The organism is Halorubrum lipolyticum DSM 21995, from assembly GCF_000337375.1.
Lineage (GTDB): Archaea > Halobacteriota > Halobacteria > Halobacteriales > Haloferacaceae > Halorubrum > Halorubrum lipolyticum.
In genome coordinates, this window is sequence record NZ_AOJG01000024.1 from 1 (window position 1) to 12,583 (window position 12,583).

Annotated in this window: 16 protein-coding genes; 6 read left to right on the forward strand and 10 right to left on the reverse strand. The window is 69.1% G+C overall.

Features of this window, described 5'->3' with window-relative positions:
- The coding region (locus C469_RS17830) for a DUF7090 family protein (protein ID WP_449272116.1) at positions 1 to 107 on the reverse strand (107 nt) is incomplete at its 3' end.
- Positions 108 to 228: 121 nt separating this feature from the next.
- Here C469_RS17830 and C469_RS08615 point away from each other — a divergent pair.
- Positions 229 to 801, forward strand: coding sequence for a magnesium transporter (locus C469_RS08615; protein WP_008005725.1), 573 nt, complete (start codon positions 229 to 231; stop codon positions 799 to 801).
- A 140-nt stretch (positions 802 to 941) separates the two neighbouring features.
- Positions 942 to 1,457, forward strand: coding sequence for a magnesium transporter (locus C469_RS08620; RefSeq protein WP_049911177.1), 516 nt, complete (start codon positions 942 to 944; stop codon positions 1,455 to 1,457).
- Between the two features lie 40 nt (positions 1,458 to 1,497).
- Here the strand turns inward: C469_RS08620 and C469_RS08625 are convergent, their stop codons facing one another.
- On the reverse strand, positions 1,498 to 1,941 hold the full coding sequence (locus C469_RS08625; protein ID WP_008005728.1) for a hypothetical protein: 444 nt from the start codon (positions 1,939 to 1,941) through the stop codon (positions 1,498 to 1,500).
- Between the two features lie 104 nt (positions 1,942 to 2,045).
- On the opposite strand from C469_RS08625, the gene C469_RS08630 reads away from it, so the two are divergent.
- Together C469_RS08630 and C469_RS08635 are read left to right on the forward strand one after the other, a co-directional pair.
- A complete protein-coding gene (locus tag C469_RS08630) occupies positions 2,046 to 2,723 on the forward strand; it encodes a class I SAM-dependent methyltransferase (protein ID WP_008005730.1) in 678 nt (225 codons plus the stop codon).
- 540 nt (positions 2,724 to 3,263) lie between these two features.
- Positions 3,264 to 4,151 (forward strand): YkgJ family cysteine cluster protein, encoded by an 888-nt coding sequence (locus C469_RS08635; protein WP_008005732.1) that lies wholly within the window; start codon positions 3,264 to 3,266, stop codon positions 4,149 to 4,151.
- Between the two features lie 58 nt (positions 4,152 to 4,209).
- Here C469_RS08635 and C469_RS08640 read toward each other — a convergent pair whose 3' ends face one another.
- From C469_RS08640 to serB, 5 genes are all read right to left on the reverse strand, one after another.
- Positions 4,210 to 4,503 (reverse strand): DUF7861 family protein, encoded by a 294-nt coding sequence (locus C469_RS08640; protein WP_008005734.1) that lies wholly within the window; start codon positions 4,501 to 4,503, stop codon positions 4,210 to 4,212.
- Positions 4,500 to 5,087, reverse strand: a complete 588-nt coding sequence (locus C469_RS08645) for a GNAT family N-acetyltransferase (protein WP_008005736.1) — start codon at positions 5,085 to 5,087, stop codon at positions 4,500 to 4,502. Before C469_RS08645 ends, C469_RS08640 begins: the two co-directional genes overlap by 4 nt.
- Before the next feature lie 66 nt (positions 5,088 to 5,153).
- Positions 5,154 to 6,254 carry a Brp/Blh family beta-carotene 15,15'-dioxygenase gene (locus tag C469_RS08650; RefSeq protein WP_008005738.1) on the reverse strand — a complete coding sequence of 367 codons (1,101 nt, stop codon included), beginning with the start codon at positions 6,252 to 6,254 and terminating at the stop codon, positions 5,154 to 5,156.
- Positions 6,247 to 7,089 (reverse strand): lycopene cyclase domain-containing protein, encoded by an 843-nt coding sequence (locus C469_RS08655; RefSeq protein ID WP_008005740.1) that lies wholly within the window; start codon positions 7,087 to 7,089, stop codon positions 6,247 to 6,249. The genes C469_RS08650 and C469_RS08655 overlap by 8 nt, the downstream gene beginning before the upstream one ends.
- A gap of 158 nt (positions 7,090 to 7,247) precedes the next feature.
- The gene (gene serB, locus C469_RS08660; protein ID WP_008005742.1) at positions 7,248 to 7,892 is read right to left on the reverse strand and encodes a phosphoserine phosphatase SerB; all 645 of its coding nucleotides are present in this window, start codon (positions 7,890 to 7,892) and stop codon (positions 7,248 to 7,250) included.
- 95 nt (positions 7,893 to 7,987) lie between these two features.
- On the opposite strand from serB, the gene C469_RS08665 reads away from it, so the two are divergent.
- Both C469_RS08665 and C469_RS08670 read left to right on the forward strand, forming a co-directional pair.
- Positions 7,988 to 8,191, forward strand: coding sequence for a DUF7554 family protein (locus C469_RS08665; protein WP_008005744.1), 204 nt, complete (start codon positions 7,988 to 7,990; stop codon positions 8,189 to 8,191).
- Between the two features lie 3 nt (positions 8,192 to 8,194).
- The gene (locus tag C469_RS08670; protein WP_008005745.1) at positions 8,195 to 8,764 is read left to right on the forward strand and encodes a 2'-5' RNA ligase family protein; all 570 of its coding nucleotides are present in this window, start codon (positions 8,195 to 8,197) and stop codon (positions 8,762 to 8,764) included.
- A gap of 72 nt (positions 8,765 to 8,836) precedes the next feature.
- Here C469_RS08670 and C469_RS08675 read toward each other — a convergent pair whose 3' ends face one another.
- From C469_RS08675 to C469_RS08685, 3 genes are all read right to left on the reverse strand, one after another.
- On the reverse strand, positions 8,837 to 10,237 hold the full coding sequence (locus C469_RS08675; protein ID WP_008005746.1) for a sensor histidine kinase: 1,401 nt from the start codon (positions 10,235 to 10,237) through the stop codon (positions 8,837 to 8,839).
- 662 nt (positions 10,238 to 10,899) lie between these two features.
- The gene (locus C469_RS08680) at positions 10,900 to 11,112 is read right to left on the reverse strand and encodes a hypothetical protein (RefSeq protein ID WP_008005747.1); all 213 of its coding nucleotides are present in this window, start codon (positions 11,110 to 11,112) and stop codon (positions 10,900 to 10,902) included.
- 5 nt (positions 11,113 to 11,117) lie between these two features.
- A complete protein-coding gene (locus C469_RS08685; RefSeq protein ID WP_008005749.1) occupies positions 11,118 to 12,581 on the reverse strand; it encodes a cytochrome P450 in 1,464 nt (487 codons plus the stop codon).
- Positions 12,582 to 12,583 lie beyond the last annotated feature (2 nt).

A 12,583-nucleotide genomic window follows, 5' to 3' on the forward strand; every position in this document is an offset into this window, starting at 1 on the left:
CCGCTCAGAGATGTGTATAAGAGACAGATGCTCGGGTGAACGAGGAGGAGCCCGGTTCCACCGGGGATCGTTTCCGGCCCGTTCTCGACGGCGAGCGAGTAGTCCATGCGATCGAAGACCCGCCCGATCGACTTAACGGTGCGGGCCACGGCGTTCCGTCGCGGGCGCGTTCTCTCGTCAACCCGCTCCCGTCCGGTTTTTTCACCGTCGGCGTCGTTGACACGGTCGATGCCCGGCCACGACACCGCCCGCGACGTCTACCGGCAGGCGCTCCCGGTGATCCTCGTCAGCCTCGTCGCGGGGCTGTTCTCCGGAACGATCCTCGGATCGGAGACGATGCGGGCCGGGATCTCCGAGGTCCCCGGCCTCCTCCTCCTCCTCCCGGCGTTCCTCGCCACGCGCGGCGGGGTCTACGGCTCGCTCGGCGCACGCCTCTCGACCGGGCTCCACCAGGGACTCATCGAGCCGCGATTCCGACTCGACCGGCGGCTCACGAACGCGATCCTCGCTTCCTTTATCAACGGGATGACCGTCTCCGTGTTCATCGCCGTGATCACGTTCCTCTGGCTGCGCCTGTTCGGGAACCCCGGGAACCTCCTCGAACTGGTCGGGATCATGGTCGTCGCCGGCCTCCTCTCGGCGGTGCTCATGATCTCGGTGCTCATCGCCGTCATCTTCGTCGGCTACCGGCGCGGGCTCGACCCCGACAACGTGATCGGCCCCGTCGTGACGACGCTCGGCGACGTGTTCGGGATCCTCTTCCTCCTCGTCGGGATCTACGTCGTGGGGGCGGTACTGTGAGTTCGAGCGGCTCCGGGGGCGAGCGCGCCGGTGGTTCAGGGAGCGAGCGCGCCGGCGGCTCCGAGTCCGCCGCCGACCGCGAGTCCACCGCCGACCGCGAGTACGTCGACGAGTGGTCGGTCCGCCGGATCGTCAGGACGATGATCCCGTTGTTGGCCGCGCTGTCGGTGCTCCAGCTCGTCTCCGGGTCGGTCCTCGAAACGTACCAGGAGGTGCTCGTCAGCAACCCGGCGCTCCTCGTGTTGGTCCCGGTCCAGATCGGGACGGCCGGGAACCTCGCGTCGATCACCTGCTCTCGGCTCACCACGCAGCTCTACCTCGGTACGTACGAGCTCGACCCCTCGAACCCGGACCTCCGAGCCAACGCCGGCGCCGTCTTCGCGCTGGCGGGCACCGTCTTCGGGATCGTCGGCGTCGCCGCGTGGGTCATCGGCGTCGCGCTCGGCGGGACGCTCGGGCTCGGCCGGGTGCTCCTCGTCTCGCTGGTCTCGGGGATGCTTCTCGCCGTCCTCGTCGTCGTCACCAGCGTCGCCGCCGTGGAGGTCTCCTACCGGATGGGGTTCAACCCCGACGACACGACCATCCCCGTCGTCACCAACGTCTGCGACATCGCGGGCGTGTTGATCCTCTTCGCAGTCGTCTCGGTCGTCGTGTGAGCTTAACAAGCGATGTCGTCGTGTGCGTCGACGCGCGCGGTCAGAACACGCTGTCGGCGGTCGCCGCGCCGACGACGCTGAACACCGCGCTGACGGAGATGGCCTTCCCCGTCGTCACCCACATCTCGACCCCCGTCACGCCCTGCTGGACGAGGAAGGTGTCCGGCGCGTCGAACAGCACCGCGAGGAGGGCCACGGAGCCGAACGCGACGATCATCAGCGAGACGAACCGGGCGGGGATCCCCGCGATCTCCTTCTCGACCTCGGGGTCGCGACCGGTGTCGGCCCGGTAGAGCGCGGCGTACCCGATCAGTGCGACGAGCCCGGCGGTCAGCCACCCCTGGATCGCGTTCATGCCCGCGGCCAGGTCCCACACCTCCCCGGTGACGACGAACGGTCCCGCGAGGAGGAAGCCGCCGACCGCCTGCTGAGCGGAGTCCGCGATCCGGAATTTCGGTCGACGGAGGTTCTGCGGGCGTTTCACACTCCCCGAAGGGACGGCAGCCGTTAAAACGGCGACGCTTTTTCTCGCCGCCGATCGACTCTCCCTCCGAACCGGTTTTCACCCGCCCGCCCGTTCGCCAGCGTATGAGCGTTCGCGAGGAGTTCGACGAGTGGGCGACGGCGGGGAAGGACCGCGGGATGGAGGACCGACACTGGCACACCGCCAAGCACGTCCTCGCGCGGATGCCGGTCGAGGCGGGCGACGCCGTCCTCGACCTGGGCACCGGCTCCGGCTACGCCCTCCGCGCGCTCCGCGAGCGCGGGATCGGGCGCGCGTACGGCCTCGACGGCGCGCCGGAGATGGCGCGCAACGCCCGGAGCTACACCGACGACGACGCGGTCGGCTTCCTCGTCGGCGACTTCGACGCGCTCCCCTTCGCCGACGACTCGCTCGACCACGTCTTCTCGATGGAGGCGTTCTACTACGCGGCCGACCCGCACAACACGCTCGAAGAGGTCCGGCGCGTGCTGAAGCCCGGCGGCACCTTCTACTGCGCGGTCAACTACTTCGCCGAGAGCGAGGCGACCCACGCGTGGCAGGACAACATCTCGGTCGACATGACCCTGTGGAGCCGCGCGGAGTACCGCGAGGCGTTCCGCGAGGCGGGACTGTACGTCGCCGAACAGGACGCGATCCCCGACCGCGAGATCGAGATCCCCGACGCGGACGCGTTCCCCACCGACGACTGGGACTCCCGCGAAGCGATGGTCGACCGCTACCGGACGTGGGGGACGCTGTTGACGGTCGGCGTCGCGCCCTGAGTCGTACGTTTACTTATAAATGGTTGTTGCTGTCGGCGGATCGGTGATGAACGCGTTTGGCTCTCTTGTCGATCGTTTATAAGCGATTGCTGACGGATCGGCGGCCAACACCTCCAAAGCCCCAGCCGCTCGTTTATAAACGGTTCTCGGTGACTCGACGGTGAACATCTCCAAAGCCCCAGCCGGGAGGAGGTCGCACGCTCGTTGCGCGCTTCGGTCGTTCACTTCGCTCACTCCCTCCAGTGCTTACGTCGCCTGCGACCTCCTCCCGGCTGCCCCTTTGAGTCCCGCCCCGCACAGCACCTCACGCCTCCCCAGCCTCGTCGGTCGCCCGGAGCAACGCGGAGGGCGACCGACTCCCTCGCGCGGGCGTCGCCGGCGGCTTCGCCGCCGGCTGCCAGAGGGACCTTCGGTCCCTCGCGGTTCGCGGCCCTCCGGGCCGCTCACCGGCACGCGCCGACCGCTCAACTATTTATAAACAATCTCTCACTCCCGCCGATCCCTTTTAACCGTGCGAACCGTTCGCACAGGTGATCCCCGATGGAACTCCGCTGTGAGGGCTGCGCCGGCTGCTGCGTCGACTGGCGGCCGCTCGCGCCCGAGGCGGCCGGCTCCGACCGCGCCGGCGACCGCCCGCCGCTCGACGACGTGTACGGGTTGGCCCCGCTCACGCGCGACGAGGTCGCCGCCTTCCTCGACGACGGCCTCGGCGACGCGCTCGTCCCCCGGCTGTTCGAGCCCGCCGAGCGCGACGCGACCGTCTCGATCGACGGCGTCGAGGTGGCGGCCGCACGCGACCGTCCCGTCTTCGTGGTCGGCCTCCGGAAGCCGCCGAAGCCGGTCGCACCGATCGGCACCGACGAGCGCCGCTGGCTCGACGCCTGCGTCTTCCTCGACCCCGCGACGCTCCAGTGCCGGATCCACGGTGGCGACCTGTACCCCCGGACCTGCTCGACCTACCCGGGCCACAACCTCGAACTCGGCGCGAAGACCGAGTGCGAGCGCGTCGAGGACGGCGGCGGCGGCGACCGCCTCCTCGACGACGAGGTTCCGGACGACCTCCCCGCCCCCGCGTTCGGCCCGCAGGCGCTCGGGTCGACCGTCTTCGGGTACCCCGACCCCGACGACCTCGACGGGGTGGTCGACCGGATCCGGACCGACTCGCTCACCGCGGACGACCGCGCGCGGTTCGTCGGGGCAGCGGTCGGCTCGCGCCCGGGCTCGCTGTCGGTCGACCGCGACCGCATGGCCGAGGCCCGGGCTCGCGCTCGCGACGCCGACTCGTGGGCGGGACGTGCGATCCGCGAGTGGACCGAGCGCGCGAGCGCCGACGGCGACCCGGTCGCGCTCGACTCTGACGACCGCGAGCACCTGGTCCGCGAGCTGGAGGACGACGCGGGCGCGCCCGGGACGCCGGGGTGGGAGTGACTGACCGCTTCGGGGCCGTTCGTCCGACGGTCGCCCGACGAGGGCGCGCTCCCCTCTCTCACCCCCCGCGCTTCCGGTACCACGCGCGCTCGCCGACCGGCGACTCGCCGTCGCCGATCGGAAGCCGTCCCACGAACAGGTCTCGGACGGCGAGCGTGATCACGAGTTCGACGGCCCCGTCGTCGCCGGCTCCCTCGTCGACCTGATTCTCGCCGTTCCCTTCCTCCGAATCGACCGGGCGAACGGTCACGACGCAGTGGCCGTCGCGCTCGTCGATCGACTCGATCACCCCGACCGACCACCGGTCGACGTGGTGTGACGGCTCGCGAGCGTGGACGCGGTCGTGGTTCACGACGCTCCCTCCCCGACGCGCCGCACCGCGAGCGCGCCCTCGCAGGTGCACTCGGCCTCGCACTTCGGGCACTCCGCGGCGGACCGGTCGAGCGGCTCGCGGTGGACCGTCTCGTAGCCGTGGCGGTCGAACAGCTTCTCCGGGGAATCCTCGCCGCCGTGGTACCACGAGTCCGCGAGGAACAGGTCGACCACGCGTTCCGCACCGATCTCGTGGAGTCGTTCGAGGAGCCGGCTCCCGATTCCGCGCCCCGTGGCCCCGTCTCGGACGTACCCCATCTCGAGGTGGCCGTACCGCTCCGCGGCGGGGACCAGCTCCGGGTCGTCGAAGAAGTACATCTCGTCGGCCACCGCGGCCGGGTCGTCGAACTCGCGGAGCGCCATGACGCCGAGGATCGCGTCGTCGTCGGATCCGGTGTCCACGTCCTCGCCGTCAGCTTCCACCGCGACCAGCACGTGGTACGTCGGGTCGCCGATCCCGAGGTCGACGCCGTAGGAGCTCCCCTCGCTGAAGTGCGCGGTGATGAGCGCCTCCAGCTCGTCGGCGTCGCCCGGCCGCGGGTCGCGGATCGCGATCTCGTCCATCCCTCGGGCGTACGCTTGCCGCGACCAAGAGGGGCGCGGTGTCGGCCCCTCCCTCGCCTCCGGTCTCTACCCGGCACTCCCCGGCCGCCAGACCCCCTGTTTCCGGTCGAGCCACGCGGTGACGACGACGTGCGGGAGCGTCAGGGCCGCGATGGCGACGAGCGACACGGCGAGCAGGTCGCCGGGCGCGGCGACGCCGGCGGGGACGGAGAGCCCGACCGCGCCGACGACGAGGAAGCCGCCGAGGGTGAGCGGCGCGGCGTCGCGCGCGAACCGCGAGAGGGCGCCGAGCAGGTCCCCGCCGCCGAGCGCCGCGGACGCCCGCTCGTCGACGAGGACGAGCCGCCCGACGTGCCGGAGCGCGTGCCAGAGCGCGAAGTACACGCCGATCGCGAAGACGGGCGCCGCGAGCAGGAACCACGCCCACAGCGCCGCGATCTCGCCCGCGTCGCGGATCCACCCCCGGCGCGAGGCGCCGGCGCGGACGCGCCGGTACCCCAGCCCGACCGACAGCGCCGTCGCGGCGACCATGAACGCGCCGACGGCCAGCCGCGTCTCCGGGACGAACAGGGGGTCAACCGCGGCGGCCGCGGCGCTCGCGTCGACGACGAACAGCCCGACGATCCACTCGGCGACCAGCCGGTACTCGCCCGGGTGCGCCAGCAGCGGGACTCCCATCGGGAGCCCGCCGCGGACGACGAGGCTCAGCCAGCGCTCGGCCGAGGTGGGCAGGTGGTCGACGCCCGCGAGCGCGAGCGCCGCCACGTCGCCCTGCCCCCAGTGGAGCCACGTGAGGGTGATGAACCCGACGAACGCGGCCGCGGGCGCGAGGAAGAACGCCGCGACGACCGCCCCGCCGAGTACCGCGTAGGCGACGGAGACGACCGCGATCGACCGCCGGAGCGAGATGTCCGTCGCCGCGCGCAGGGGGACGAGGTGGTCGACCGCGCCGTGGGCCATCCCGACGACGAGCGTGCCGAGCGCGAACGTCGCGACGCCGACCTCGACCGGAAACAGGGGGGTTACGGCGCCGACCGGAAGCAGCGCGGCGAGCGCGATCGCGGGGTAATACGCGAACCACCGGTCGACCGCCGAACGGGCGCGTTCGCCGCCTTCGGCCGCCGTCGTCCCGCGGCGCCCCGTCGAGCGCGTCGACGTCTCAGTCATCGACGGGGTCGAGGGGGTCCGGCTCCGGTTCGGGCGAGTCGGGCTCCGAGTCCGCGTTCGGCTCCCGTTCGAACGCGCCGACCGCGGAGTCGGTCGGCCGCCCGCGCCGGTCGTTCCAGTCAAGCACCCACTCGAACAGCACGAGCCCGTTCACGGTCATCACGCCGGCCGAGGCGAAGAAGAGCATCTCCTCGATCGGGAGTCCGAGAACGGCCACCCCGGTCGTGAGATCGGGAGAGAGCTGCCACGTCCCCATCTCGATCGCGATCCGGTCCGCGACCCAGAAGTACGCGGCCGGGATCAGCGTCGCGGTGAGCCACATTCGGGGGGTGCGGACCAGGTAGCCGCCGCCGACCGCCCACTGCAGCGCGACGACGGGACCGACCCACGCGATCAGCCCGCCGAGGTAGAGGTACGACGGACCGAGCGTCACCAGCCAGAGCCCGCCGACGAGCATCGCGACGCCGGCGACGACGCCCGCGATCCGGGGCTTCCGGTCGAAGTCGCCCTCGCGGAACGTCGGGTCGAACCCGATCAGGTGGAGCGCGAACCCCGTGACGACGGTCTGGATGGCGAAGAAGAGGTACTCGCCGAGCGGGATCGACAGCGCTCGGACGAGCACCGCGCCGTCCGCGTACCACCACGCGCCCCGCCGGATCATGTAGCTGATCCACGGCGTCGTGTAGGCGTACGCGATGGCGACGAGGATCGCGATCCCGACCGTCGCGCGTCGCCGGCGCACGAGGTCGTACCGCGGCCCGAGGTACCACAGCGCCGCGACCACGGGGAGACTGAAGACGAGGTGGAACTGGAGATACGTCAGCGTCGGCAGCATCTACTCACCTCGCCAACGCCGTTCATGCCCGCGACTTCGCTCCGCCGCTTAATAAGCGCTCATCCAAACAGTGTGACCGCGCCGGGCGCTCGCCGGAATCGCGGTCGTCGCTACCGACGGTCGGCGGAATTGCACTCGTCGCCGCCGACGGTCGCCGACTACTCCGCGGGGAGCACGTCGTACCCTTCCAGCACCTTCCCGAGCCGGAACATCGAGGCGACGACGGCGTCGCAGACGGGGCGGACCGCGTCCTTGGGGACGAACCCGACCGCGAGCCCGGCCACCTCCAGCATGGGCAGGTCGTTCGCGCCGTCGCCGACCGCGACCGTCTCGCTCATCGGGACGCCGAGGTCGTCGGCGAGCTCGGCCAGCGCGTCGTCCTTCGTCCCCTCGATGAGGGGGCCCTCGGCCTCGCCCGTGAGCTTCCCGCCCGCCATCGGGAGGCGGTTGGCGACGATCGTGTCGGCCTCGACGCCCTGCTTCGCGAGCGCGCGCTCGACGCCGCGCTCGAACCCGCCCGTGAGCACGGCGACGTGGTGCCCCTCGGCCTGCAGCCGCTCGATCAGCTCGCCGGCGCCCGGCCGGAGCGCCACCTCGTCGAACGCGGCGGCGACCTCCGTCTCGTCGAGGCCGCCGAGCAGCTCCGCGCGGCTGTAGAGGCTCTCGGCGTAGCTGAGCTCGTCGTTCATCGCCCGCTCCGTGATCCGTGCCACCTCGTCGGCGACGCCCGCGCGCTCGGCGAGCAGGACCGTCATCTCGGAGTCGGAGAGCGTGCCGTCGAAGTCGAACGCGATGAGACTCATGGCTCCCGTTGGGTGCGGTGGGGTTTTTAAATGCCTGATCGCGCAACGGGGACGCCTCGGTGGTCTTTTTATTCGCTCCGGTCGTCGTGCTCGCTATGGACCGAACAGACGCGGACCGCGCCGACGTCGACGTCGACGACCTCCTGAAGGTGATCTTGGGGCTCGCTATCGTGTGGCTTCTCCTGGAGATCCTCGGGACGGTACTGGACCTCACGTTCGCGCTCCTGGACGCCCTTCCGACGCTGATCGTCGTCGCCATCGTCGTGCTGATCGCTTTACGGCTCACCGACCGCATCTGAGGCGTGTTCAGCCTGAACGTCCCGCTTCCGCCCGCGATAGGCGACCTCGCGGCGGATCTCCAGTCGAAACGCTCGGGGTTCGATCGCGTGCGCGACCGCCACACCCTCGTCTGCAAGCGGTTCGGCGTCGAGGACGTTCCGGACCGCGTCGGCGGCGGTGACGCCGTGTCGGAAGGCGCCGGTCCGCTCCCGCCCAAGCCCGACGCGCTCGCGACGCTGCGCGAGGACCTCCGACCCTTTCTGTCGGGAACCGGCCCGTTCGACGTCGCGGTGACCGGAATCGACGCCTTCGACGCGCCCGCCTCCGGCTCGCGGCCGGTGGTGTACCTCGTCGTCGAGAGCGACGGGCTCGTCCGGCTCCACCACCGGTTGTGTGCCGCCTACGGCGCGATCGAGGGTATCGAGGGCGACGACTTCGTCCCGCACGTCACCCTGGCACGCGGCGGGAATCCCGAGCCCGGTACCGTGGCCGACCTCGTGAGTGCGGAGATCGAGCCGATCCGGTGGCGCGTCCACGCGATGGAGGTGTACGACCCCGAATTTCGTGAAGTGGCCGCGAGTATCGAATTGTAACCGGTCGGTGGCAGAGCGTTGTCGGGTTCCTCTGAAGTCCCAGCCGATTGTTTATAAATAAAAGCCGGTCTCTCACCGATCAACATCGACATCGACACCGGTGAACTCGAATCGTGCTCCCCCGTCACTCCCCTCGGCGATCGTAACCTCCCAGCCGTGGGCCTCAGCGATCCGCTTTACGATCGTCAACCCGAACCCGGTCCCGCCGGTTGCCGAGGTGTGCCCGGGATCAAACACTACCTCACGGGCCTCTTCGGGAATCCCCGGGCCGGTATCCTCGACATAAATTCCGTGATCACCGATTTGGCCGACTCGGACTGTCACTTCCGTCCCGCCCTGCTCGACTGCGTTCCGGAAGAGGTTCTCGAAGACATGCTGGAGTCGGCTCCGGTCACCGGTGATCGCGACGTCGTCCTTAATCTCGATAGTTGCCTCGTCTGTGGGCACGTTTCTCCAGCACACACCGACTAAATTGACTAACTCTATCGGTTCCGAGTCGGAAACGACTTGACCCTCTCTGGCGAGTGTGAGCGTATCTGCGATGATTTCTTCTAACCGATCGAGTGACCTGACGATCGGGGCGAGATGCTCGCTATCGCAGTCGTCGTCAAGCAGTTCTGCCCGGCCCTGCGCGACACTGAGTGGATTCCGCAGGTCGTGAGACACCACGCTTGCGAACTCGTCGAGCTGCTCTTTCTGTCTCCGGATCTGCCGTTCCCGTTCAACTTGCTCGGTGATGTTCCGTGTGATCCCGATTATCCGGGTTACCTCACGGTTCGTAATGACCGGTGTGAGAACCGTTTGCCAGAATCGTGCGTCCGTTTCGACAGGCACTTCTTCCTCATACGAAATCGATTTCTGCGCGTTGACACACCGCAAGTAGTTTGCCTGGAGTTCCGCTCCGAGGTCCTCACCGAACACGTCGATCGGGGTCTTTCCTCCGACTTCCTCGGTCGTAATCCCGGTCTGCTCCTCGTAGGACCGGTTCAGGCGTTCGAACCGAAACACGCACTCCCCGTCCGCTGACTCGACGGTAAGGAAGAACATACTGTCTTCGACGGTCTCGAGGAGCGTTCTGTACTCTTCGGCGAGCGCTTGATACTGTTGTTCCTGCCGCTTTCGCTGCGAGATGTCACGGCTATTCACGAGGATGCCGCTGATGTCCGGATCGTCGAACCGATTCTGTAGCGTTGCCTCGATCCAACACCACGAGCCATCGGCGCGACGAAACCGCGTCTCGATTATCTGGGTGGGATCGGGGTTCGTCTGGAGGCTCTCGATGGCGTCGGCAACGGCGTCACGATCGTCCGGATGTTGATACTCGTAGCCGACCTCTCCGACCAACTCCTTGGGCTCGTATCCGAGCGTCCGAGTGACCGAAGGGCTCACATACGTGATCGTCCCGTCTGAATTGATAATCGTCGCAATATCTGCGAATTCTTCGACAAGCTTCCGATGCAACTCCCCTTCCATACGGGTAGTATGACCGGTCAATATATAAACGAGATTTTTAAGCCCGGAAAGACAGCTCCGGTAATTCCGGACTCTCTGCTGGCCGGTAATGACTTGAAGCGTCTCTCTCACGGCGGATTTTGGCCAAACTGATGACTGCTTCCGGATCGGTGGTGAACACTTCTAGAGCCCCAACTCCTCGTTTATAAGTGGTTGAAAACAGATCGGTGGTGAGCACCTCCAAAGCCCCAGCCGCGAGGGCGGCGCACGCTCGCTGCGGCCCTCGGTCACTCGCTTCGCTCGTTCCCTGCGGTCCTTGCGTCGTCAGCAGAGCGCTCCGCGTTCTGATTGGCTCACGGGAGCTTTGCTCTCGTGAACGCCCGCGCCGCCCTCGCGGCTGCCCCTTTGAGTCCCACCCTGCACCACCGGAAGACGTTCCTGCTCGCTTCGCTGCGCGGGCTGCGACTTCCGTGCTCCCGCTCACTGCGTTCGCGGGACCGCNGGTTGCAAGCGAGAGCTTCGCTCTCGCCCTGTCGGTGGTCCTCCGCTTCGCTCCGGACCACCGACTCCCTCGCGCCGTCGGTTCGCGCCCCTGCGGGCCGCTCACCGGGGCGCGCCACCGCTATCGATTTATAAACACCACGTCGCCGTCGGCGGTCACTCCCGATCGTCGCCGTCGGCGGTCACTCTCGGCTCCCGTCTTCAGTCGCCGCACCGTCGCTCTCGCCCGGCTCGTCGACCGCGTGATGCGGCCCGACGGGGCCGTGCGTCGGGCAGACGCCGGCGACTGGGGTCGCGTTGAGACAGCAGGCTCGCTGCTGGCTCGCGATGACGCCCCGGAAGAGGGGCTCGCCGCAGCGCCGGCAGTACGACCCCGTCCCGTCGTCGCCCGCCATCCCGGTCAGCGCTCGCGGATCCGCATCGGCACCGGATGGTTCGGGTGCATCGTCAGCGAGCCGCGCAGCGAGAGCTCGGGACCCTCGTACTCGAGGTCGTACTGCGAGCAGACCTTCGCGAGGATCAGCTTCGCCTCCAGCAGCGAGAACGCCTTCCCGATGCAGTGGCGCGGACCGCCGCCGAACGGGAAGTAGGCGAACCGCGGTCGTTGGGTCCGGCGCTCGGGCGTCCACCGGCTCGGGTCGAACGCCTCCGGGTCGTCGTACCAGCGCGGCGAGCGGTGGACCACCCACTGCGAGAGCATGAGGGCGGACCCCTCCGGGATCCGGTACCCCCCGATCTTCACGTCGAGCTTCGGCTCGCGGAAGAGGGTGTACACCGGGGGATACAGCCGCATGGACTCGTTGAGGACGCGCTCGGTGAACTTCATCTCGCGGACGTCGGCGGCGGTGAGGGGGCCGTCGGCGGCGGTGAGGGGGCCGTCGGCGGCGGTCGCGTCGTCCGCTGCGCGACCGCCACCGGTCGCCGCCATCGCCTCCTCGGCCACGCGCTCGCGGGCCTCGGGGTGGTTCGAGAGCAGGTAGAAGGTGTACGTTAACGCGAGCGCGGTCGTGTCGTGGCCGGCGAGGAGCATCGTCACCAGCTCGTCGCGGAGGTTCTCGTCGGTCTGCTCGCCGCGGTCGCGGGCGCGAAGCAGGACGGAGAGGAGGTCCATCGGGAGGTCGCCCCTCCCGTCTCCGTCCGGACCGTCCCCGGCGGGGCCGCGCACCGCGACGCCCTCCGGGCCGGCGGGGTCGACGCTCGGGTCGCGCTCGGTCCCCCGCCGGCGCTCGACGATCCCGTCGATCACGGACTCGAGGGTGTCGACGGCGGCGTCGAACTCGCGGTTCTCGCGGGTCGGTACCCAGTTCGGGATCAGGAAGCGGCGCGGGTCGGGCTCGAACCGGGCGCCGAGCGGTTCCAGCTTCTCCTGGACCGTCTTCACCTCCTCGTCGGTGATGTCGGCGCCGAACATGGCCGAGACGATGATCTTGACGGTGAGGCGCGCGACCTCCAGCTGGATGTCGACGACCTCGCCGTCGGCCCAGTCCGCGAGCTGCGACTCGGTGTGGTCGACCATCGTCCCCGCGAGCGCCCCGATCCGCCGGTTGTGGAAGGAGGGATTCGCGAGCTTCCGCTGGCGCTGCCACGTCTCCCCCTCGCTCATGAGGAGGCCGTTCCCGAGCAGGGTGTCCATGGCGTCGTCGCCGAACTGCGGTTTCCGGTAGCGCTCGGCGTCGGCGACGAGGACGCGCTCCACGTCGGCGGGGTTCGTCAGGAGGTAGGTCTCGCGCGGACCGAGGTCGAACCGGATCACGTCCCCGTAGCTGTCGGCGCAGGCGCGCATGAACGAGAACGGGTCGTCGGCGTACTGGCGGCCGTTGCCGAAGACGGGGTCGCCGATGGGTCCGGGCGGCGTGACGGACATAC

What these genes read in the sequence shown, in the direction of transcription:
- C469_RS08615 (WP_008005725.1), top strand. Translation starts at nt 229, where the DNA reads ATGCCCGGCCACGACACCGCCCGCGACGTCTACCGGCAGGCGCTCCCG.
- C469_RS08620 (WP_049911177.1), top strand. Translation starts at nt 942, where the DNA reads ATGATCCCGTTGTTGGCCGCGCTGTCGGTGCTCCAGCTCGTCTCCGGG.
- C469_RS08630 (WP_008005730.1), top strand. Translation starts at nt 2,046, where the DNA reads ATGAGCGTTCGCGAGGAGTTCGACGAGTGGGCGACGGCGGGGAAGGAC.
- C469_RS08635 (WP_008005732.1), top strand. Translation starts at nt 3,264, where the DNA reads ATGGAACTCCGCTGTGAGGGCTGCGCCGGCTGCTGCGTCGACTGGCGG.
- C469_RS08645 (WP_008005736.1), bottom strand. Translation starts at nt 5,087, where the DNA reads ATGGACGAGATCGCGATCCGCGACCCGCGGCCGGGCGACGCCGACGAG.
- C469_RS08650 (WP_008005738.1), bottom strand. Translation starts at nt 6,254, where the DNA reads ATGACTGAGACGTCGACGCGCTCGACGGGGCGCCGCGGGACGACGGCG.
- C469_RS08655 (WP_008005740.1), bottom strand. Translation starts at nt 7,089, where the DNA reads ATGCTGCCGACGCTGACGTATCTCCAGTTCCACCTCGTCTTCAGTCTC.
- serB (WP_008005742.1), bottom strand. Translation starts at nt 7,892, where the DNA reads ATGAGTCTCATCGCGTTCGACTTCGACGGCACGCTCTCCGACTCCGAG.
- C469_RS08665 (WP_008005744.1), top strand. Translation starts at nt 7,988, where the DNA reads ATGGACCGAACAGACGCGGACCGCGCCGACGTCGACGTCGACGACCTC.
- C469_RS08675 (WP_008005746.1), bottom strand. Translation starts at nt 10,237, where the DNA reads ATGGAAGGGGAGTTGCATCGGAAGCTTGTCGAAGAATTCGCAGATATT.
- C469_RS08680 (WP_008005747.1), bottom strand. Translation starts at nt 11,112, where the DNA reads ATGGCGGGCGACGACGGGACGGGGTCGTACTGCCGGCGCTGCGGCGAG.
- C469_RS08685 (WP_008005749.1), bottom strand. Translation starts at nt 12,581, where the DNA reads ATGTCCGTCACGCCGCCCGGACCCATCGGCGACCCCGTCTTCGGCAAC.